Here is a 23,006-nt window from a genome sequence, read left to right as displayed (position 1 = left end):
AAGTAAGAAGATTATGAAAGATATAAAAATTGCCATTATTGGGTTAGGTTACGTTGGTCTGCCTTTAGCCCGTTTATTTGCCACCAAATACCCTGTAATTGGTTTTGATATTAATCAAGGTCGTATAGATGAACTTCGAAAAGGTCATGATAGCACCTTAGAGGTTGAAGATGCTATTCTTCAACATGTACTCAAAGATTCTCCAAAAATGGAAACCGGGCTTTTCTGCTCCAATCAATTAACAGATATTGCCGATTGTAATTATTATATTGTAACTGTACCCACACCTGTTGACAGCACCAACAGACCAATATTAACACCATTGTATAAAGCAAGTGAAACGGTTGGGCAGGTGTTAAAAAAAGGAGATACGGTGGTTTATGAATCTACGGTCTACCCAGGGGTTACCGAAGATGAATGCATACCGGTTTTAGAGAAAATTAGTAACCTGGTTTTTAATGAAGATTTCTTTGCCGGGTATTCTCCAGAACGTATTAACCCGGGCGATAAAGAGCATACCGTAGAAAAAATTCTTAAAGTAACTTCTGGTTCAACACCAGAAGTGGGTAAAAAAGTTGATGCCCTGTATGCTTCTGTTATTACAGCTGGCACACACCTAGCCCCCACTATAAAAGTGGCCGAGGCAGCCAAGGTCATAGAAAATTCGCAACGCGATATTAATATTGCCTTTGTCAATGAACTGGCTAAAATTTTCAATCTAATGGGTATCGACACCCACCAAGTACTGGAAGCTGCAGGTACTAAATGGAACTTTTTACCTTTTAAACCCGGTTTGGTCGGCGGGCATTGTATAGGTGTAGATCCTTACTATTTGGCTCAAAAAGCACAAGAATTTGGCTACCACCCAGAAATTATCTTGGCCGGTAGACGAATGAACGATACCATGGGTAAATATGTAGCTTCTGAAGTGGTAAAACTTATGGTTCATAAAGACATTAAAATTAAAAGGAGCAATATTTTGGTATTGGGCATCACCTTTAAAGAAAATTGCCCCGATGTACGTAATACCAAGGCTGTGGATGTAATTAATAATTTATCCAGCTACGGAACCAATGTTGCCATTTACGACCCTTGGGCTTCACCTAAAGAGGTAACCCACGAATATGGGCTAAACATCACCAATACAATTCCAAATCAGAAATTTGATGCCGTGGTATTAACCGTGGCCCATAAAGAATTTTTGAATTTAGACTTAAAAAGTCTTTTGAACGACCATGGCGTTATTTACGATGTAAAAGGTATTTTGACCGAAGGGGTTGATGGAAGATTGTAAGCTAAATAGCTTGTTCTGGTGCAATTGCCTTTAACAATTACCATAGCATTACAATTATTTTGATAAAAACTAAACCTGACCAACTTATTTTTGGTCAGGTTTTAACTTCCAATAAAAATGAAAAGCCTTGTACTAGTATTCTATTTAAAAAAGAGAACTATGATTTCAAAATAATGAATTCCACCAATTACCTTTCATGTCACGTCTAGCAAAAACCATTAAAAACGCCAAAGTAGGGCTGTTTTTCCATGTACTGTTTATTGCATCTCAGTTTATTTCAAGAAAAATATTCTTAGATGGATTGGGAGATGAATTTATGGGAATCGTTTCTACCCTTGGTAGTTTCTTAACTTTTATCAATTTGGCTGACTTGGGCATAGGTACCGCTATAGGCTATACCCTATATAAACCTTTACATAAAAATGACTATAAAGAAATAAACCATATAATTCAATTTTTTGGTCACATTTATAAGAAAATAGGTTTTTTCATACTTACGGGAAGCATAATACTTTCATTATTTTTTCCTATCATTTTCAACGAGGTTGAAATTAGTCTATGGCTAGTTTATCTAACTTTTTTTGGATTGTTAACTGCCTCGTTACTCGGCTATTTCTTCAATTACCATATGATTCTTCTACAAGCGGATCAGAAGGACTATATCGTCGCCAAATATTATCAATCTTTTAATATTTCTAAGATTATACTGCAAGCAATATCAGTATACTATTTACAAAGTTTTGTGCTATGGATATCGTTAGAAGTATTAACCGGATTAATTTATACGATACTCATTCGAAAAAAAATAACTAAAGAATATCCATGGCTTGTACTGTCTACCACAGTTACAAAAGGTGAACGTAAATTTGAAAGCTATACCTCTTTAGTCACAAAAATTAAACAAATTAGTATTCATAAAATCGGGGAATTTTTAGCTAGTGGCTTAGATAACATCTTAATTTTCTTTTTTTTGAGTGCAGAATTGGTGGCCTATTTTGCTAATTATCAATTGGTATTGGTCAATTTAGGAACATTGGTTACAAAAATTTTTGCTGGTTCTAAAGCAAGTGTTGGCAATTTGGTCGCCGAAAATAAACCCGAAAGCATTAAACAGGTATTTTGGGAAATGATGGTTTTACGCTATTTTATTGGTGGGCTTGGCGTTATTAACATTTTTTATCTAATTAATCCGTTTATAAACCTCTGGTTAGGAGATAAGTATGTGCTTTCAGAAAATACGATTATTATATTCGCAGCCGTCTTTTTTTTAAGACAAGTAGTACAACCCACCGAAGTATTTAAACAAGCTTATGGCCTTTATGACGATGTATGGGCTCCTATTGCAAAAAGCATTATTAATTTAACACTATCCGTAATTTTGGTACAATACATGGGTATTTCCGGTTTGCTCATCGGTACTTTCTGCAGTGTATTAAGCATTGAGGGAGTATGGCGCCCATATTATGTTTTTAAATGGGGGTTTAAAAAAAGTCACAAAAGCTACCTTCGAGGTGTAGCGAAATTACTTATCACCTTTTCATTAAGTTTACTATTCATTAAAATAACAATACCCTATATAGTTACCGTACCACTAAATTTTTATCAGTGGACATACAATGCTTTTCTACTAAGTATTATTAGCGCATCTGTTTATGGTCTTTTTCTATATGTTAGCAACTCATATTGTAGGGATGTCGTAAAACGTTTAAAATCAACTGTAATTAAAAAATAACATCCAATGTTCAGCATACTTACCACCACCTATAATTCCGCTAATCTTATTCATCGGGTATACGAGTCTTTAGTATCACAAACCTTTCAAGACTTTGAATGGATTGTTTCTGATGATGGTAGCTCTGATAATACGGAAGAAATTGTAAAGGGCTGGAAAAAAAACAGTTCCTTTAAAATTGTTTACCATAAAATGGAAACAAACCAAGGGAAGGCTTATGCCTTAAACGCCGGAGTGGATTTATGTAATAGACCGATTACAATCAATGCGGACGCTGATGATACTTTTGCTCCTAACACATTGTACGACCTCAAAGTGATATGGGACATGATCGACCATACAGCCAATAGTGAAAAAATTGGCGCCGTATGGACCTTAGTGCAAGATGAAAACAATAATCTAATTGGCGAACCTTGGCCCAAGAATTTTTGGCAAGTGAGTTTTAAAGAACGGGTTTTAAATCGAAAACTAAATATAGCTGGAGAAAAATGGCACAGTTGGCGCACCCAGGTATTAAAAAAACATAAAAAATATACCAATCCCAATTCTAGAATAAGTCCTAGTGTCAGTTGGAATAGAATCAACAAACACTATGATTTTCTATGTGTGAACATAATACACCGCACCTATTATTCTAACCCAGATGGCATCACTCAACAAAAAAAATCAAAAATAAGAATATTAAAAAGAGTTTATTACAGTGCCTATTATGAGTTGAATTCGGCCTCTTTTTCGGAGATTATTAACGCAAATTATTACCGAGACAAAGCCTATTCTTATGTCAGGGCTAGATGGGCCTATAAGGACAATAAATTAAAACTAAGTGGTCTTAAATTAATTCTAGTATTTTTTATCTTTCTTTTAAAACTAACATCAAAAGTAATTAATAGACACTAAGGTGTGCTGTATAAAATTCATACAACCGTAAAAAATGATATTTCTAATGAATAAAAAAAAGACACTACGTATCTCTTTAATTATTTGCTTAATTCTTATTGCTCTTATTTACGGTATACTCATTGGCAAATATCATGTATTCCCTTACAGTCTACTTAAAAATTTACAAGATAATACGGAAATACAACCCGAAAATGCACTGGAAAATATACGATACGATTCAAAAGAGTTAAACGCTCTTACCTCTGTTACTTCTGACAATTATTTAAGTATACGCAAGGAATTAGACTCTATAATATTTGGGGATATGAACCCTTTCAAATTACAGATCAACACTATAGTACAAAAAGAGGATCAAGCTTTTGAAAATTTAAAAAACCTTAGGCAAATAGAGCAATTTGAAATTGTTCAAAACTATAATATTAAATCGATCGGTTATATATTTCTTCCAGAGAAAAACAATAATAGACTGGTATTATATCATCAAGGTCATAGTGGTGATTTTTTAATCGGAAAAAATACTATAGCATATTTTGTATCCAAAGGATTTACCGTATATGCCTTTTCCATGCCCCTCAAAGGACGAAACAATAGACCTGTTATAGAAATTCCTAAAATAGGAAAGATACAATTATCGAATCATGAAGAATTTAAATATTTAACAAATCCGTTACAATATTTTATCGCCCCAGTAATTACCATGTTAAATTATGCTGAAACCAAAAGATTTAACGACATTTCAATGATTGGCGTTAGTGGAGGTGGATGGACAACCACTTTGGCAGCAGCTTTAGATTTGAGGATTGATAACAGCTACCCTGTTGCAGGAAGCTATCCAATGTTTGTAAGATACCAAGAACCCTCTAGAAACTATGGAGATTTTGAACAAACTTATCCTGAACTTTATACAAAAATAAACTACTTGGACCTCTACATCCTAGGCTCAACTGGACCTAACCGTTCACAAACACAAATAAGTAATAAATATGATCCTTGCTGCTATGGTGGCAATGGTTATTTACAATATGACAAATTCATTAAAAAAAAGATGGAAACGTTTAGTAATGGTAGTTTTGAAATTTTGTCTGATTCTACGCATGCCAATCATGAAATATCTCAGTGGGCTTTAGAACAGATTTGGAAGCGTTTAGATTCTAAATATCACAAAAAATAAAATTTACTTTTTTAAGTTTATTAATAATTCTTTTCAGAATATTTCTTTTTTATATTCTATTGCCAAACTCTCATATTTAAGTGTAGTGTGGAAATTTATAATAAAATATCACCCTTCAACAAATAGCAATAAGCACTTTTATTGTAATCCTTAAGATGTATGTTCCAAATCTATTGAAGACTTTTCAAAGAGGTTTATTGAGTTAATATAAATAACGATAGCGACATAAATTGAATAGATTATTTTAAAGAAAAGTTAACAAAACAAGTAGTTCATCGATTTTTTCAAAAAAACAACGCAGTTCATCGATTAAAAACATCCAATCAACAGATAAGTAACGTAAGCAAAGGGTTATTTATAATAATCTAATTTTTTTCAATCAAAAATTACACTTAATCGATTAATGTGTTTCTGAGAAATAATTTATGGTTTACAACGTTAAATACTTAGCACCCAAATCATAATTTACCTTTCATCGAATAAAACGAACATTTCATCGACTAATCAAAACATTAGATTATTATTGTAACCCAAAGCGCAATAATTTTAATTCAATACAAAATTACCTACTTATGTCAAAGTATTTTAGTTTAATTACAAGATGGATCCTGTCAATTTTTGCTTTTTTCTTATTCTTTTCTTGCAGTAAAGATGCCGACCTTTTATCTGAATATGTCATTAATACAGAAGACAACCTACAAAGCATAGTCTTACTTGCCGATGATAGTTTTTACATGGCACCTGGTCAAAACTCCATATTAATGGATGTTTTAAATAATGACAATTTTAGTAATCCTGAAAATGTTACTATTATAGAAACATCAACACCTAGTAATGGCAATGTGACCATTAATAACGACAACACTTTAACCTATACACCAGTAACTGAAGCCAGTAATGAAGAAACAACTACAGAAGAAACTGTTATAGAGGAAACCACACCTGTATCTGAAGATACCTTTACCTATACTGCTGAAGTTGTTGATGAAGAAACTGGGTCCACCACCAAAGAAGAAGCAACCGTTACTGTTACTTCTAGTGATTTGGGTGAACTTTTGGCTTTTCCCGGGGCGGTAGGTTTTGGTAAAAACACCACCGGCGGAAGAGGCGGTATAGTCTATCATGTCACCAATTTAAATGATAGCGGTAGTGGAAGTCTAAGATATGGTATAGAAACACTAAAAGGACCAAGAACCATAGTTTTTGATGTAGGTGGCGACATCTATTTAACAGGAATGCAATTAAACATCGGAGTTTCTAATGGAGATTTGACAATTGCTGGTGAAACCGCCCCATTCCCTGGTATCACCATCAGAGGCGACAATATTTCAAGTTCTAGTTATGGGGGTACCCTTGATATCTCTGCTAGCAATGTAATAATACGCTACATATCCATTCGGGAAAACAACAATAAGAGTACAAATAATGATGGTATTCGCCTTCGGAACGATAGCGGGATGAGCAATATCATTTTAGACCATGTTAGTGTAAGTCATGGAAGCGATGAAAATATGTCGTCAAAAGGTGCTAAAAATGTAACTATCCAAAATTGTATGATTAGCAATGGGTTGTCTGTAGGTACTTTTTTATTTAGCAGAGAAAACTATGATTTTTCATTTGTAGGAAACTACATGTCCCATACAGGTTATAGAAACATATTACTAGGTTATGGTGAAAATGAAGAAAACATTGAAGTTATCAATAACATTACATATGGATATGAAGAAGGGCTATATATTGCTTATGGGCATGATACCGATATCTTGGGGAATATCTACAAATCCTTTCCCAATAACACCCCTAATTATGCTAGCATTCAATGGGTCCAAAATTTAAATAGTATGTCAATTTCTGACGGCAATTTATATTTGCAGGATAACTACCAAGTAAATGCGCACCAGTACGATTTGTACAACCAAAACTCCATTACCTATAAAATCAACAATAGAGCTATTACCAATAGTACCATATTAACCTGGGCTAGTACCGTACAAGATATTGAGGCAAGGGTGTTTGGAGATAAACTTCCTGGTAATAGTCTGTACCAAGACAGTATGGATGAACAGGCAATAGCAGACTATTTTAACAATACCGGTGATTTTGGCTCCTTAAAAGTTCCGAGCAAAGAAAGTACCTCAAGATCTTCCGATTATGACACCGACAACGATGGAATTGCCGATGCCTGGGAAAGAGATGTATATGGAGATTTATCTAAAACTGCCAATGGAGACGAAGATGGTGATGGCTACACCAATTTGGAGGCATTCCTGTATTCTTTAGTGCAATAATATAATTTCAATTTACCCGTTAATAGAAAAGACGTTCTTTTGAACGTCTTTTTTGTTGTTATATGTTTTTTTATAGGAGATTTGTAAAACCAACTAAAGGATTGATATTATATGAAGAAGATCTTAAATCGTTCTAACAAAATGCAGATCATGGTTTTTACACCATAAAACCTTTTGTGTAGGCAAATTAGAACACACATAATCCAAGAAAAGTTTATTAAAAAATATAGATTATACATTTTTGAAAAATAATTGAATGTTAATTGCCTAACTTTGCGTCAAAAATATCCTTATTTATAAAAAGTAAATATTTAATTTATTTGAACCTCCAAATGCTCCTTAAAGCAGTTCGTTATATCACCTTATTTTTAATCATGCTCAACTTTCCTGGTTGGGTTTTAGTATACATAAGCCCTACCTATTCCAGTGCCTTAAGTTATCTCTCTTTTGGTTTAATGCTTATTTTTTTTTTATTTTTCTCGCAAAAGACTTTAAATCTTTGGATGATTACTTTAGGGGTTTTGTATTTTGGTATTGGAAGTTTGGTCGATCAAACCTACATATCAGATGAAATCAACTATTTTATTACTATTGCAAAATTTTTTATTGTTATTATTGCTGGTTATTCTGTTGTTAAGGCAACTTCCAACAAAGAATTATTTATCTTTTTAATTGTTGGGGCCTTAACCGTTTTTCTTCAAATATTCTTTTTTTTTAACCCATTAACTGATGGTGGCCGCTACAGTGGCTTTTATTTAAACCCCAACTCTTTAGGTTTTATTTGTATGATGGGCTATGCCTTATCGTATAGTGTTGAAAAAAAATGGAGATTCATTGGGCAGATTATATTTACCATAGTCGGCTTTTTAACCTTTTCTCGGACATTTATTGTTGTATGGCTCTTTATTAACATATTATCCATTGGCGTTTCCATTAAAAACATACGAATATTGGCCGTTGGTTTATCCTTATTTATCGGTTTATTAATCTTTAATTCATTTTTACCGAAATCGAACCCGAGGTTGGATGCAATGACCAAAATTTTTGAAGGAAAAAGTGATAACACCGCCGATTTAAAAGAAGATGGCAGGACCAAAACTTGGGCCATTTATTATCCGGCTTTATTTGAAAAACCCTTATTTGGTCAGGGTCATAATGCCTTTGCCGGTGGTGCTAAAGTCTCGCCAGTAGGTCCTCATAATGCATATATAAAAACTATGGGAGAAGGTGGTTTACCAACCTTACTGGTAATGCTAATATTTTATACATTAATGCTTAAAACAGCATGGTCACAATTCAAACAACACCCCCATCTTTTTTTAATGATTATTGCCTTATTGCTTTTTATGGCCACCAATCATAGTTATTGGACAAATGGCTACCTAATGTTCTTCTCAATGTGGCTACAGTATCAAGTTTTTAAAAAAATAAATAATATTAGCTCGATAAAGGAACAAGAATTACAACAAAAGCAAGAATAAACCTTTAACTTATTTGTTGAATTTACATAAATGAAAATAACCTTTATCATATTTGGTTTAAACACTGGTGGTGCCGAAAGAGCAGTCACCGGTTTAGCAAACTATTGGGCTGCCGATCATAAAGTATCCGTCATAACATTAGTAAAAAGTACACCCTTCTACCCTTTGGATACAAGGATTAATCTATATCATTGTTTAGACGCTCCAAAAAGCGAAACAACCGTAATACAATCTTTAAAAGACGTTGGAAAGAGAACAAAAATGTTAACCCATTGGTTAAAAAAAGAACAAACAGAGGTGGTTATCAGTTTTATGACCAAAACCAATATCAATACTCTTTGGATTGCTAAATGGGTAGGCATCCCATGTATAGGAAGTGAACGTGCAAATCATGAAATTAATAAATTACCAAAATTCCATGAATACCTTAGGAATTTTAGTTATAAACATCTAAATGCTTTGGTAGTGCAAACTCAAGGAAATCATAATTATTATGACAAAATTATGCCAAAGCATAAAATAAACATTATCCCGAATGCTGTAGCTCCTGTTTTAAAAGAAAACCGAAAGGATACTTTAATTGAAACAGAAAAAATAATTTTAAACGTAGGTGCCTTTAGAAATGGCAAGGCCCAAGATGTTTTGATCCGTGCTTTTGCCCAATTACCAACATCAAATTGGCGTTTGGTATTTTTAGGTCATGGCCCTAATTTAGAAAAGTTTAAAGTTTTGGCACAACAATTGGGCGTGGCCGACAGAATTTCATTTGAGGGTGCCCAAAAAGATGTGGCTTCGTACTACAACAAGGCGGCTATGTTTGTGTTCACCTCAGAGCACGAAGGTTTTCCCAACGCGCTTTTAGAGGCCCTCTATTTTGGTGTACCCAGTATCTCTACAAACTGCCCCCACGGGCCATCGGATATGATTACCGATGGCGAGAACGGGTATTTGGTGCCTGTTGGAGATGTAGAAACTTTGGCCATGAAAATGCAAGTACTTATGGAACAACCCGAACTTAGAGAAAAGTTTAGCCAAGCAGCCTTAGCGTCCACCAAAAAATATGAAATGGCACCTATTGCCGAGCAATGGATGCAGGTAATTACATCGGTGACCTCTCAAACAAAATAATACCAATCTAAACAATCGAAATGTCAATGTTTCGTTATAGCATAATAAACACTTAACCAAACCCTCTATACTCATCTCTATGTGTGGAATTTACGGCACTACGCTTTCTTATAAAAAAGAACAAATACAAAAAAAATTGGAACGCACCCAATTTCGAGGTCCTGACCAAATGGGCATTGCTGCTTTCGACAGTGTAAATGGTCCCATTACTTTTGGTCATAACCGACTTAGCATTATTGATTTGGACGCACGATCAAATCAACCCTTTACCTACCAAGAACAAGTACATTTGGTATTTAATGGTGAGATCTATAATTTTAAACTACTACGGGATACCTTATCTAAAAAAGGGCATACCTTTAATACCAGTAGCGATACCGAAGTAATTTGCGCGGCCTACCTTGAATATGGCGAACATTGTGTAAACCATTTTAACGGCATGTTCGCATTCGTTATTTATGACATTAAAAAACAACTGTTATTTGGAGCCAAAGACCGATTAGGGCAAAAACCATTTTACTACCAGCTTAGTGAAAAAGGATTTGAATTCGCCAGTCAAATTTCATCAATACAGTTATTCAATAATGAATTAAGTATTAGTCAAAAATCAATAGAACAGTATTTAGCCTGGAACAGTATACCCCACCCCAACTCTATTTTCAATGAGGTGAAAAAATTAGATGACGGTCATGCTTTCACCTATAAACTTCATACCAAAGAATTTAATGATTGGGCGTATTGGGACATTGCTTTCCCAAATGTTGAACGCTATTTAGGAACGTATACCGATGCCAAAAAAGATTTAGAAACGCTGTTAACAGCTGCTGTTCAACAGCGTATGGTTGCCGACGTTCCGTTAGGCGTCTTTCTTTCAGGTGGGGTAGATTCATCATTAGTAGCCGCTTTGGCAGCAAAAGATTCAGAACAGAAAGTAAAAACTTTTTCTGTAAAATTCAATGAAAAAGGCTTTGACGAAAGTGCCTATGCCCAAAAAGTTGCAGACCACTTACGCACTGACCACCATGTCATCAATTGTGATTATGCTGAGGGCATTGACCTAATTGAAAATTTCAGCCATTATTACGATGAACCTTTTGCCGATGCTTCGGCCATACCGTCTATGTTATTGGCCAAGCATACTAAAAAAAAGGTAACCGTAGCCTTATCGGGTGATGGGGCAGATGAGTCCTTTTTAGGTTATCATAGATACCAGAAATTAGAAAAAATCGAAAATACCCTTAAAGTACCCTATGTGCTACGTAGGTTGGGTGCCCCCGTATTAAAAACTTTTCAAAACAATAGATATAACGGTATTAAGGATATATTACGAGCCAAAAGTAGCGGTGAAGCATATTTGGCCCTCATGGCCAATAACAATGCCCCTTGGTTAGCTATTGAAAAAAATGTTTCTCAAGTCCAAGAATTAAAGTATTTACTGGAATCTCCTAAAAACAGTTTTGAAAGTGCCGGTGATTTTGATTTAAAGACCTATTTAAGTTGGGATATCAATACCAAGGTAGATCGCGCTACCATGGCCTATTCACTGGAGGCTAGATCTCCCTTTTTAGATTATAGGGTTGTAGAATTGGCTCAAAGCCTGCCTACTGCTTTTAAATACCAAAAAGAGAAGCAAAAACGGATATTAAAAGACATTCTATACAATCATGTCCCAAAAGCCTACTTTAATCGCCCTAAATCTGGTTTTGGCATGCCTTTAGAAGTTTGGTTTCGCAATGATTTAAAAGAATTGGTACTTTCGGAGCTTTCGTTGAACAACCTGAAAGAAATACCTGGTATTAAACCAACCGTAGTGACAAAACTAATTGGCCAACACATGGAGGGAAGCTGGAATCATCATACCATGATATGGAAACTATTGGTGCTAAGACAATGGTTGGGCAAAAACAAGAAAGGTTTGACCTTAAATTAAAAATTGAATTCCTTGACAAACAATAAAATCAGAATACAATTAGTAATTCCTAATCTTAGTCCGGGTGGTGCGGAGCGCATATTGGCGTATTTGGCACAGAACCTTGACCCCTTAATTTTTGAAAGTGAGTTAGTAGTCATTGGCAAACCACAAAAAGATAGTTATGAAATAAACAACATTAAGGTCACTTATTTAAATAAAGATAGGGTCTTAAGTGCCATACCAAAACTTGCGATGACCATAAAAAATAAAAAACCCAACATTGTATTAGGCACACTATCACATGTAAATTTTGCAATGGGATTAATTTCAATTCTATTTCCAAAAATTGTATTTATCGGTCGGCAAACATCAATTGTAAAAATCTACAAAAAGTTAAATACCCAATTAATATTTGATTGGTATTCAATAATCGAAAAAGTAGCCCTTAAAAAATTGGATTACATCATCTGCCAATCATCGGATATGGCCAAAGACTGTTCTTCAATATACAACATTCACCCAAATAAGATAAAAATACTAAACAACCCCATTACAGATAATTTTAAATTAAAGCCAACATCCTTAGATAACAATTCTGATAAAATAAGATTTATTACGGTGGGAAGATTAGTAGAAGTAAAAGGACACAATCGTATAATTAACGTGCTTTCAAAATTTCAAAAATCCTTTAGCTATACAATTATTGGAGATGGGCCTTTGAAAGATGAGATTTTCGCATTGGCAAAGAAAAATAACATACTAGAAAATATCACTCACATTCCTTTCACTAAAAATGTATCCAAATACCTAAACGATTCACATTTTTTCTTACAAGGATCTCTAACAGAAGGTTTTCCGAATGCACTTTTAGAAAGTTGTGCGGTTGGAACACCTGCCATTGCTTTTAATGTACCAGGAGGGACAAAAGAAATTATTAAAAATGGCGTTAATGGATATTTGGTAAATGACGAAGAAGACTTTTTGGCCACTTTGAACAAGCTTCCCAATTTTGAACCTAAATCTGTTTCAGAAGCCGTTTACAAGAAGTTTGACAAAGCGATTATTTTAAAACAGTATCAAAGTTTTCTTCAAAGTTTAATTAAAAAAAATAATTGTGTCTAATACTCCTCCAAAAATAGCTATACTCATTTACTCTCTTGCTGGAGGCGGAGCAGAACGTGTGGTTTCTTACCTACTACCCTACCTTAAAAACAAGGGTATTGAAGTATATTTGGTATTGATGAACACTACGATTAGTTATGATATACCTAAAGATATTCCTATTCACTTTATTGAAAAATCCCTAGGAGATGAACATGGGCTTTTTAAGCTTATAAAACTGCCTTGGTTGGCCTATAAATATGCCCGCTTAATAAAGCAATTAAAAATCTCACATTCCTTTGCCTTATTAACCCGCCCTAGTTATATAAATATACTCTCGCAATACTTTACCAAGAAAACATTTAAAATTAGTATTAGTGAACGCTCTTACCCCAGTATGCAGTATGGCTATAATAATATACAATCAAAGATCAATAATTTTTTAATCAAACGTCTCTACCCAAAAGCAGACCAAATTATTTGTAATTCTCATGGAAATGCTAATGATCTTGTTGAAAATTATGGAATAATTACTTCAAAAATAGAAGTTGTTCATAACCCCATAAATATTGAGAACATAAATGATGTTGTACCCGATGGCGCTATCTTTAAAAAAAATAACTTCAATATTATAACGGTAGGCAGAATGGATGCTGGCAAGAATCATGAGTTACTTATTAGGACCATTGTAGATGTCCCTAAGGTTCATTTATTTATTCTTGGAGACGGCGCTTTAAAACAACATTTAAAAGTACTTGTTGAAACTAAAGAACTTAATGAAAGAGTACACTTTCTGGGGTTTGACAATAACCCTTTTCGTTTTTTGAAAAAAGCAGATCTCTTTATCTTTGGGTCGAACCACGAAGGTTTTCCCAATGTATTATTAGAGGCCATGGCCTGTGGGCTACCCCTTTTGACGACCAACTGTAAATCTGGACCCGATGAAATTATGAAGTTACCACAAGAACAAGTTACTACAGAAGATATTATGATTACAGATTATGGTATTCTTACGCCCGTTGGTAATCGCGAACTTTTACAAAAAGGACTCGCTTATTGTATAGCACATCCTGAATTTTTAAAAAATTGTAGAACCAAGGTCAAAGAGCGCATACAAGATTTTAAAAGAGAACCTATATTAGAATCTTACGTGAATTATATTTTTAATAAAAAATGAAAATGCGCCCCTAAAATTGAGGGAATAAAATTTTTAAATAATCTAACCTATTTAAATTATTACTATGTCAAAAGCAATATGGATATGTTCAAGGGAAAAACTTCCGTTTGATACAAAAAATATCATTAACAATATATGTGATTCAATTGCTCCCGATAATATTGTACCTAACCCGAACATGGTAAATGTTGACAATAAAGTTGCTTTCGGAGTTATGAATCCAAAGAAATCAATTTTAAGACAAAACAACTGTTTACTATTAGGGGTAACGACATGTAAAGATGTTGATTGGCATCTACCTAAATCGGAATACCCTGATGGTTGTTATGCCCTTTTTCGGGATAATAAGGAGTATTCCGAAATAATTTCCGACCCGGCAGGATCCAGAACCATATGGTATTACAAGGATGATTTCGTTTTAATAGCATCAACCTCACAAATTGCTATCATTTCATACTTAAACAATTTCGAACTAAATAAGGAAGTTCTTCCCTGGATATTATCAACAGGAAGTTTAGGTCCAGGATTATCTTGGGACAAGAGAATACAACGTTTACTACCAAACAATTCGTTATTATTAAATAAAGATACATGGAAAAGTGAGCTTACAGAAAACAAAATTGTTTTTAAAAAAGAGGATAAAAAAGAAAACGAATTTGAAGAAAAACTAAAAGAAACCATTTCTACAAGTTTAGATTCATTAGAACTAAATTATGATGATTGGGCTCTGCCTTTATCCGGCGGTTATGATTCGAGGGGTATTCTTTGCTTTTTAAAACTAAAAAACAAGAATATCAAAACCATCACTTGGGGTCTAGAAAAATCATTAAACGATCCTCAAAACGATGCTTACATAGCAAAACAATTAGCGGAAAATTTTAACGTACCCCACAATTTTTACTCCACAAACTTATCTAATGAACCTATCGAGAAGATTCTAGAAAGGTTTATTAAAAATGGGGAAGGACGTATAGATCATATTGCTGGTTATTTAGATGGATTTCATATTTGGTCAGTATTACATAATGATAATGTACAAGGAATAATACGTGGAGATGAAGGTTTTGGTTGGAATGAGGTTTCCTCTGAATTAACTGCTAGATTATCTGTTGGTTTAGGTATGTGCTCCGATTATTCTAATTTAAGTAAATGGAAAAGTTCAGGATTATTCGAACAAAACCTTCCTGACTATTTGAAAAAAAGCAAAAATGAATCCATAGATCAATGGCGAGATAGATTATACCATGAATATCGTTTACCCACCATTGTATCTGCTCTATCCGATTTAAAACTATCGTATATTGAACAAATAAGCCCTTTGTTATTGCGAAATATATTAGAAGAAGTTCGTAAACATCCAGATTCTTTACGTACTGAAAAATCTCTGTTCAAAAGAATAGTGACCAGTATAAGCCCCTCTATTCCTTATGCAACTCGTGGTGCTAACGCATGGATCTATGATATTCTTAAACAAAAAGACATGGTAGAATTATTTAAAAAGGAAATAAAGAAAAACATAGACACAGGTATATTCCCAGCAGATTTTTTAAATGAGATTTTAAATAACTTAAAAACTACAAGTCAAGATAAAACAAAAAATAGTTCCCTTAATATTAAATCATTTCTAAAATCGATATTACCAACTTCCATTAAAAACAAAATAAAAGATAATGTTTCATCTGTAAACTTAGTAGATTATAACCAATTAGCATTAAGAGTATATATTAGTTTTAGAATGATCAACATGTTAAAAACAAACCAAAAATAGTTAGTGAACAACAATAATAATTTGTATTTCAATTTATGGAATGGCGCTGTAAATAATATTCAAATATAACCCCCATATTCTATCATAAAGATGCTATGAAAGATCAAAAGCACTTACATAAAAGAAAAAAAATAATTCGTACAGCAGCCTTATCTGGGTCGTTATATGTATTACTTGAAGATCAATTACGCTTTTTAAACCAATACTATGATATTTTAGCAATCGGTTCTGATCCAGGTCAAGAATATTTGGAGAAACTGAAACGTAGAGAAGGTATTCGTGGTAAAGAGATAAATATAGAGCGTAAAATAAGTCTCGTAAATGACTTAGTATCGTTGTATCGACTATATATTGTATTCAGAAAAGAAAAACCTTTTATGGTACATAGTATTACCCCCAAGGCTGGTTTACTAACTATGATCGCAGGCTATTTTGCTCGAGTACCTGCAAGGGTTCATACATTTACCGGTTTAATTTTTCCAACCCAAACGGGCACAATGAAAAGAGTTTTACTTTTTTTTGATAAACTGATTTGCAGGTTTGCTACCCATGTATACCCTGAAGGTAATGGAGTAAAAAATGATCTTATAAATTATAAGGTAACTTCAAAACCGTTAAAAGTAATCGCAAATGGTAATGTTAATGGTATTGATTTATATAAATATAACCCAGCACTTTTTTCGAAAGAAGAAAATAATAAGTTACGTAACTCAATCGGTGTCTCTGAAAACGACCTAGTATTTTTATTTATAGGCCGATTGGTAAATGATAAAGGTGTTAATGAATTGGTGAATGCCTTTAACAAACTTTCAGCAACAGATGAGCATGTTAAATTAGTAATGGTTGGTTCTTATATAGGTGAAACAGACTTATTGCCCGATGAAACTTGGGCAAAAATAAAAGCCAATGCCGCTATACTTTATGTAGGTCATCAAGATGATGTAAGGCCCTATTTAGCAATGTCGGATATTTTTGTTTTTCCAAGTTATCGAGAGGGTTTCCCAAATGTAGTACTAGAAGCTGGTGCTATGGGATTACCAGCTATAGTGACCGATATAAATGGCAGTAATGAAATTGTGCTAGATAGAGAAAATGGACTTATAATACCTTCGAAAGATGAAGAAGCCCTTTATCTAGCTATGAACACGCTAAACACCGATAATTCTTTAAAAGAAAAACTAGAAAAATATGCTCGTCCAATGATTACTACAAGATATGAGAAAAGCGAAGTTTGGGCAGCAATTTTAGAAGAGTATAAAGTTATAGAAATAGAGGTGTGTTGATAAATTAATCTTCTAACTTGTTACTCTTAATTACAAATGTCATTTGACTATAAAATATGAGCTTCTTCGAATACTAGTTGATCTTTAATAAGAATTTGCTTTCTTTATACTATGCAAAAAAATGTCATAGGTTATGGTTCTATATTTCACCAAGAGGATACTAGCCATATAAAAAATATTTTAAACCCAAATTTTATAGGGGATTATGAACTTTTTTATGCTGGACGTTACGCTATTAAACATGTTATTTATAGCATATTTGAACATAAAAGTATAAATCAAATTTGGTTGCCAAATTATTACTGCCCATATGTAAAAAATTGGTTAGAACAAGAATTTGATGCTATTAAGTATTATGACAATGACCCTTTTGATTTCAAAGACCAAATAGATTGGTCATTATTCTCTACCAAAGACCTTGTTATTGCCAATAATTATTGGGGAATAAAAGAAACCAATATTCCTAAAGGAGAACGCCCAATTGTAATTGAAGATCATTCTCATGGCTGGCTTACAAAAGGTTGTATTGAAAGCCCTGCTGATTTTTGTATTGCATCATTAAGAAAAACCATACCGGTACCGCTTGGAGGTATTGCTTGGAAGCCTTTAAAAGGTAATTGCGACATTCCACTAAAACCGATAAAGAAAAAGCGCATAGATTCAGAAACAAACCCAATGCTTAAATCGTGGGATCTGATTACAAATGCAATGAATGTTAAAGCTAACTGCACTAATGAAGAGGAAAAAATTGCTTTTTTATTAAGTTATAGCCAAGGTGAAACCCTACTGCGAAATACACTAGAAATAGTACCACTATTACCGCAACATAAAAATGTAATTCGTGAAGAACTCTTTAAAGATTTTAATTCGTTTAAAAGAATTAATTTAACCGATATACTTAAAACTTTAGAGCCATCGAAAACGTTTAAAGTAATTACTAGCAATGAAAAAACGCCTTTTGGTCTTCTAATAGCCTTTAAAGATTGGGAATTACTTACAAATTTTAAACAATTTTTAATTACAAATATGATTTATCCGGCCGAATTATGGCCACAAAATAGAATCGCACAAGAATATAAATTTCTTTTAAACATTCATTTAGATTTTCGTTATAACGATAAGGATATGGAATATGTGGCAAAAACCATTAATCAGTGGACCTTACAACAAGCTTATATCAATATCGATTGATATTCTTAGTCAAAATTTATTACACGAAATCGGGCTAATGCAATACAAGCCTTTGTGCTAGTATAATAATGGATTAACTTAGCCGTTTTCATATTAAAATGAACTCTTTCCCCATATGATTTATAAAAATTACTTTAAACGACCATTAGATTTTATTCTAGCTCTGGTTGGGCTCATAGTCTTCTCGCCTATCATTTTAATTACTATAATTATATTGGCAATTAGTTTTAAAGAAAGTCCTTTTTTTATACAAAAACGTCCTGGCAAGAACGAGAAAATATTTTCGGTCTTAAAGTTAAAGACCATGAACAGTAAAAAAGATGCCCAAGGTAATTTATTGCCAGATACCCAGCGTTTAACACCTATGGGTATTTTTATACGCAAAACCTCTATAGATGAGCTACCGCAGCTAATTAATATTCTCAAAGGAGATATGAGTTTAATTGGTCCAAGACCTTTATTAATTCGCTATTTACCCTACCATACCGAAAGAGAAAAAAAACGTTTTTTAATACGACCGGGAATTACAGGTTTGGCACAAATATCTGGAAGAAATTTCATTAGTTGGGAAGATAGATTTGAGAAAGATGTAGAATACTATGAGAATTTGACATTTGCCAATGATGTGAAAATATTTTGGCGAACATTGGTAAAAGTAGTTTCGTCAGACGATATAGAAGTTAACCCTGAAGGGAATCCTAAAATGGAATTTTTGGATATTGAGCGAAGTACTTGGGAGCAATTTAAACATGTTAAAAAAACTTAATCATGAAAATTGTTTTTGTTGTAATGCGTTTTGGTAAAGACGGGTTATCTACCAATATTTTAGAACTTACACGTGGTTTTATAAACAAAGGCCATGAATTACATATTATTACAAGTGGATTTAAAAGTAAAGCGACTTCTGACACTAACTTTTTTCAAGAATTAAAATCTGAATTCGATGCCCTTGGCGTTCATCTTCACTATTTTACCGAACCATCAGGAAAACCATTAAAAAAAATAGTTACCTCGGTAACAAGTCTGTCAAAAATTGGAGCTTTATTGATTAAAATAAATGCTGATGTTATTCATTGCCATTCGCCAAATTTGACCTTTATACCTTGGTTACTGAGAAAAAAATTTATTTCTACCGTACACGCAGATACTATTAGACCGAGCGCTAGATATAAACATCCTACATTATTAATTGCAGTAAGCCAAGGTTCACAGGAGTTTACAGAAAGGGTTATGCATTCTCCTTCGAAGAGTATTAGAACGGTTTACCATGGTATATCTGATCGTTTTGCAAATTCAACACCTGATGACGAATTACAACAGTTAAAATTAAAACATGATATACCAACCGATAAATTAATTATTGGTTTTGTGGGTAGAATATCGGAAATGAAAGGTACCGATATTTTGGTAGAAGCGATCGGCAATCATTTATCACAACAAATAAAGGACAAAATTCATATTGTACTAGTTGGAGATTACTTAACCAGACAAAAAGTTGCATGGTTAGATGAGATGCTTAAAAAGCATCAACTAAAAGATAAAATAACGATAGTATCTTTTCAGGACCCAAAACCTTTTTATGAACTTTTCGACGTCTTTATATTACCATCTCGTTCTGATACATTTGGCTTAGTAGCCGTAGAAGCTATGATGAGCGGTTGTTGTACAATAAGGGCCAATTCTAACGGCGCCTATGATCAAATAGATGATGGTATAAACGGCTTGATATTTACAATGGAAAATGCTACTGAATTAGGTCAAAAATTAGAACAAGTACTTTTAGATAGCAACCTGCGAAATAAACTTGCCTTAAAAGGAAAAGAAAAAGCCTTAAAGTATTTCACAAACCGCCAAATGATCGATAATACATTGACGGTTTACGAAGAACTTTTGAGCTTATAAAGCTTATACCTAATTAGTATTTGCTTTTATTTTGGCGTCCTGTATCTTGGAAAAAAACCTTCCTTAAGATTTTCTAAGGCATTCTCTTTATCTATATTCGAGATTTCTAAGAATTCTAAATATTTTGAAGGCATAATGATTTTTCTGCCGGTATAAAAATCTATATCATTATCAAAAGGAAAGTATTTTTTCTTGTACAAGTATAGATTATCTTCTTTACCGTTAGATAATCCACCACCAATCATATAATATTTTAAACCCTCTTCATTAGCCCATTTAATTGCACTAATTTTTAAATATTCATTAGGTCTTAATTTAAAGTGATCAGCGTCTGTACCGCCTAAAAAAGAATACATAGTAGATTCAGAAATCAGAAAGAGTTCGGTAGAAATTGGTAACCCATCTTTATATACTAACCCAATGGCACATTTTTCTTCATTATTCTTCCAAAAATCTAGAAAGTATGATAAAGGATGGTAAAAAGAATCTACAGCATCTCTTCTATCCATAGTACCAATATAAACCTTGTAAAAATCTCTTACTTGTTTTTCTGTAATATCTTTATAAAAGAATTGAAATTCTAGACCTATTTTTTCAGCCTTACGAAATTGATTTCTTGTATTTGATTTAAGGTTAGACCAAAACAAATCCCAATCGGTAATATTACCTTTTACATTGTATAATGTATGTAATGCTTTCCCTGAATAATTTTTATAATTTTCAAAAAAATTAAATCTCAGAAATTCAGATACAACCTTATTTTCTTTATACCAAGAATCTATAAGTGCCCAAATTTTTTCAATATCGTCTTCAGAAATTCCTTTTAGGAAAAAGGGTCCATTATACCCCCAAGGGCTACTAACATCATAAAATCCAGTTTTATTTTCACCAATTATTATTTTTCTAAGAAAAAATGGCATCACTGCTTTAACTTGGTTATCAGCAGATTTAATTATAAAAAACTGTAACAGTTGATCGTTATCATGTCCACTATTTAGAAGCTCATAAGAATAGTATGCACTTTCACAACCTATTTCCTTTAAAGCCTTATTATATAGGTCTATACTTTGACCATTTTCAAATGAATAATTATTTAATGTAAAAGTCTCTATAGACTGCATGTTTTAATGTTTTGTAAAATAGAACGTCAATAATGATAAAGAATTGTTTGTAAATGCCGGTAAAAAATAGTTTTTAAAGTAACCTAAATAAATATCAGAATTGCAATAAAATTTATAAGATAATAATGCAAAACTATGATTAACACAACTAAAAATAAAATAACTAATATCAAAAAATGAAAAAGAATACTAAAGACAAAATGATTAAAACAATTAAAATAAACCGTAAAAAACAACCTGCCATTCTATTTATACCATGTTATGGCAAAAACCTTTTAAACTACAATTTAATTGAAACTTAAATACATTATCCAATAAAACTTATAAATGACGTTTATTGACTTTTTAAATACTAAAAAGATGAATTAATAAGGGTAACATAGATTGAAATTCGTTTTATTTTGCGAATAAATTTTTAAAAAACATAAAAAAATATACAGAATCTCGTTCTTTAACCTAAAAATATAGCGATTAAAAGAAAAACCTTAAAAAATTTAAATAATAACAAATTTCATTAGTTAATTTGATTGTCAGAGTATTACATTTATTACATCGTAAATAATTTTAAACTCGCACTAATATTAGTATAATTTATAATACCAACATTGATTTAGCTACTATAACAAATAAATATGAAAAACAATTTTAAAGTAAGACTATATTCATTTCTTATAGGAACCATAGGTAACTTTCTAGTATTTCTTCTACCTAAAAAAGCCAAACGACTTTCTAAAGATAGAATTACACTTATACATAGAAATAAAAACAGTATGACCATTGCAGAAAGATTGATGCGTGGAGCCTTGGTAAAAAAACTGGAAAGAATTGATGACCATAATAAAATTGCCGAATTAAATAGAAATTTCTGGGTGAATAAATCGGCAACTGAATTGTTTACCGAAACCGCAGATGGATTTGAAAAGGATTTTTTACCAAACTGTACTTTTATTTTCGAAAAACTTAAAAAAGAATTATCAAATACCACTGAAAAGTATACTACCATGGTAGAAATTGGTACTGGTAATGGAGATGTATTAAACTATCTCAGTTCAGAATTTCCTGAAATTGAAAGATTTATCGGCATAGATCTTAGTACCGACCAAATAACTATGAATATCAAAAAATTTGAACATAACAAAAAGTTAGAGTTTATAAGAGCTGATGCATTCGACTGGGTTAAAGATTATGGTGAAAGCAACACAATTTTTGTGTCATCTAGAGGTGTTTTGGAATATTTTATGGAGAAAAGACTCCAAGAGTTTCTAAAAGAGATTAATAAATTGGGCAAAACAATGTTTGTAGCCATTGAGCCAAATGGTGGTGACCACGATTTTGAAACGACTCTCAACTCTCAACTTTATGGTGACGAGCCTTCTTTTTCGCATAACTACCCGTATCTATTTAGAACCGCTGGCTTTAATTTATGGCATTCTTCACAGAAACCTTGGGGAGGAGAAAGAACCTATCAGACATTTATTGGTGCAAAAAATTAAAAAACATCATATTAGATTTATGAAATTAATAATCGATAACCGTAATCAAGAAACTTAAAGTATT

At 32.8% G+C, this 23,006-nt stretch carries 17 protein-coding genes; 16 read left to right on the top strand and 1 reads right to left on the bottom strand.

Annotated features, from left to right (window positions below):
- Positions 1-13 precede the first annotated feature (13 nt).
- From DCS95_RS17650 to DCS95_RS17580, 15 genes are all read left to right on the top strand, one after another.
- Entirely contained in the window at positions 14-1,294 is a 1,281-nt protein-coding gene (locus DCS95_RS17650) for a nucleotide sugar dehydrogenase (protein ID WP_116772117.1), read from the top strand.
- A gap of 196 nt (positions 1,295-1,490) precedes the next feature.
- On the top strand, positions 1,491-3,026 hold the full coding sequence (locus DCS95_RS17645; RefSeq protein WP_116772116.1) for a lipopolysaccharide biosynthesis protein: 1,536 nt from the start codon (positions 1,491-1,493) through the stop codon (positions 3,024-3,026).
- A gap of 6 nt (positions 3,027-3,032) precedes the next feature.
- The gene (locus DCS95_RS17640) at positions 3,033-3,923 is read left to right on the top strand and encodes a glycosyltransferase family 2 protein (RefSeq protein WP_116772115.1); all 891 of its coding nucleotides are present in this window, start codon (positions 3,033-3,035) and stop codon (positions 3,921-3,923) included.
- A 46-nt stretch (positions 3,924-3,969) separates the two neighbouring features.
- Positions 3,970-5,097 (top strand): hypothetical protein, encoded by a 1,128-nt coding sequence (locus tag DCS95_RS17635; RefSeq protein WP_116772114.1) that lies wholly within the window; start codon positions 3,970-3,972, stop codon positions 5,095-5,097.
- 572 nt (positions 5,098-5,669) lie between these two features.
- Positions 5,670-7,385: a hypothetical protein gene (locus tag DCS95_RS17630; RefSeq protein ID WP_116772113.1), complete on the top strand. Its 1,716-nt coding sequence runs from the start codon at positions 5,670-5,672 to the stop codon at positions 7,383-7,385.
- Positions 7,386-7,888: 503 nt separating this feature from the next.
- Positions 7,889-8,866, top strand: a complete 978-nt coding sequence (locus DCS95_RS17625; RefSeq protein WP_164674229.1) for an O-antigen ligase family protein — start codon at positions 7,889-7,891, stop codon at positions 8,864-8,866.
- A 30-nt stretch (positions 8,867-8,896) separates the two neighbouring features.
- The gene (locus DCS95_RS17620; RefSeq protein ID WP_116772111.1) at positions 8,897-9,994 is read left to right on the top strand and encodes a glycosyltransferase family 4 protein; all 1,098 of its coding nucleotides are present in this window, start codon (positions 8,897-8,899) and stop codon (positions 9,992-9,994) included.
- A gap of 79 nt (positions 9,995-10,073) precedes the next feature.
- Complete coding sequence (gene asnB, locus DCS95_RS17615) at positions 10,074-11,924, top strand: asparagine synthase (glutamine-hydrolyzing) (protein WP_116772110.1); 1,851 nt, start codon at positions 10,074-10,076, stop codon at positions 11,922-11,924.
- 12 nt (positions 11,925-11,936) lie between these two features.
- Positions 11,937-13,028, top strand: coding sequence for a glycosyltransferase (locus DCS95_RS17610; RefSeq protein ID WP_164674228.1), 1,092 nt, complete (start codon positions 11,937-11,939; stop codon positions 13,026-13,028).
- Positions 13,021-14,184: a glycosyltransferase gene (locus DCS95_RS17605; RefSeq protein ID WP_116772108.1), complete on the top strand. Its 1,164-nt coding sequence runs from the start codon at positions 13,021-13,023 to the stop codon at positions 14,182-14,184. Before DCS95_RS17610 ends, DCS95_RS17605 begins: the two co-directional genes overlap by 8 nt.
- A 64-nt stretch (positions 14,185-14,248) precedes the next feature.
- Positions 14,249-15,952 (top strand): asparagine synthase-related protein, encoded by a 1,704-nt coding sequence (locus tag DCS95_RS17600; RefSeq protein WP_116772107.1) that lies wholly within the window; start codon positions 14,249-14,251, stop codon positions 15,950-15,952.
- 95 nt (positions 15,953-16,047) lie between these two features.
- Positions 16,048-17,235 (top strand): glycosyltransferase family 4 protein, encoded by a 1,188-nt coding sequence (locus DCS95_RS17595; RefSeq protein ID WP_116772106.1) that lies wholly within the window; start codon positions 16,048-16,050, stop codon positions 17,233-17,235.
- 111 nt (positions 17,236-17,346) lie between these two features.
- Positions 17,347-18,426 carry a hypothetical protein gene (locus DCS95_RS17590; RefSeq protein ID WP_116772105.1) on the top strand — a complete coding sequence of 360 codons (1,080 nt, stop codon included), beginning with the start codon at positions 17,347-17,349 and terminating at the stop codon, positions 18,424-18,426.
- A gap of 115 nt (positions 18,427-18,541) precedes the next feature.
- On the top strand, positions 18,542-19,192 hold the full coding sequence (locus DCS95_RS17585) for a sugar transferase (protein ID WP_341865199.1): 651 nt from the start codon (positions 18,542-18,544) through the stop codon (positions 19,190-19,192).
- Positions 19,193-19,194: 2 nt separating this feature from the next.
- Positions 19,195-20,328 (top strand): glycosyltransferase family 4 protein, encoded by a 1,134-nt coding sequence (locus DCS95_RS17580; RefSeq protein ID WP_116772104.1) that lies wholly within the window; start codon positions 19,195-19,197, stop codon positions 20,326-20,328.
- Positions 20,329-20,354: 26 nt separating this feature from the next.
- Here DCS95_RS17580 and DCS95_RS17575 read toward each other — a convergent pair whose 3' ends face one another.
- A complete protein-coding gene (locus tag DCS95_RS17575) occupies positions 20,355-21,449 on the bottom strand; it encodes a GNAT family N-acetyltransferase (protein WP_116772103.1) in 1,095 nt (364 codons plus the stop codon).
- 632 nt (positions 21,450-22,081) lie between these two features.
- On the opposite strand from DCS95_RS17575, the gene DCS95_RS17570 reads away from it, so the two are divergent.
- Entirely contained in the window at positions 22,082-22,942 is an 861-nt protein-coding gene (locus tag DCS95_RS17570) for a class I SAM-dependent methyltransferase (RefSeq protein ID WP_116772102.1), read from the top strand.
- Positions 22,943-23,006 lie beyond the last annotated feature (64 nt).

Origin of the sequence: Maribacter litoralis, assembly GCF_003075045.1 — a bacterium.
GTDB classification, from domain to species: domain Bacteria; phylum Bacteroidota; class Bacteroidia; order Flavobacteriales; family Flavobacteriaceae; genus Maribacter; species Maribacter litoralis.
Note: the sequence above shows the minus strand (reverse complement) of the source record. Positions and strands in the feature narration are given on the sequence as shown.

Coding starts and splice junctions, on each gene's coding strand:
- DCS95_RS17570 (WP_116772102.1), top strand. CDS start 22,082: ATGAAAAACAATTTTAAAGTAAGACTATATTCATTTCTTATAGGAACC.
- DCS95_RS17590 (WP_116772105.1), top strand. CDS start 17,347: ATGCAAAAAAATGTCATAGGTTATGGTTCTATATTTCACCAAGAGGAT.
- DCS95_RS17630 (WP_116772113.1), top strand. CDS start 5,670: ATGTCAAAGTATTTTAGTTTAATTACAAGATGGATCCTGTCAATTTTT.
- DCS95_RS17595 (WP_116772106.1), top strand. CDS start 16,048: ATGAAAGATCAAAAGCACTTACATAAAAGAAAAAAAATAATTCGTACA.
- DCS95_RS17635 (WP_116772114.1), top strand. CDS start 3,970: ATGAATAAAAAAAAGACACTACGTATCTCTTTAATTATTTGCTTAATT.
- DCS95_RS17620 (WP_116772111.1), top strand. CDS start 8,897: ATGAAAATAACCTTTATCATATTTGGTTTAAACACTGGTGGTGCCGAA.
- asnB (WP_116772110.1), top strand. CDS start 10,074: ATGTGTGGAATTTACGGCACTACGCTTTCTTATAAAAAAGAACAAATA.
- DCS95_RS17585 (WP_341865199.1), top strand. CDS start 18,542: ATGATTTATAAAAATTACTTTAAACGACCATTAGATTTTATTCTAGCT.
- DCS95_RS17650 (WP_116772117.1), top strand. CDS start 14: ATGAAAGATATAAAAATTGCCATTATTGGGTTAGGTTACGTTGGTCTG.
- DCS95_RS17575 (WP_116772103.1), bottom strand. CDS start 21,449: ATGCAGTCTATAGAGACTTTTACATTAAATAATTATTCATTTGAAAAT.
- DCS95_RS17625 (WP_164674229.1), top strand. CDS start 7,889: ATGATTACTTTAGGGGTTTTGTATTTTGGTATTGGAAGTTTGGTCGAT.
- DCS95_RS17600 (WP_116772107.1), top strand. CDS start 14,249: ATGTCAAAAGCAATATGGATATGTTCAAGGGAAAAACTTCCGTTTGAT.
- DCS95_RS17580 (WP_116772104.1), top strand. CDS start 19,195: ATGAAAATTGTTTTTGTTGTAATGCGTTTTGGTAAAGACGGGTTATCT.
- DCS95_RS17640 (WP_116772115.1), top strand. CDS start 3,033: ATGTTCAGCATACTTACCACCACCTATAATTCCGCTAATCTTATTCAT.
- DCS95_RS17645 (WP_116772116.1), top strand. CDS start 1,491: ATGTCACGTCTAGCAAAAACCATTAAAAACGCCAAAGTAGGGCTGTTT.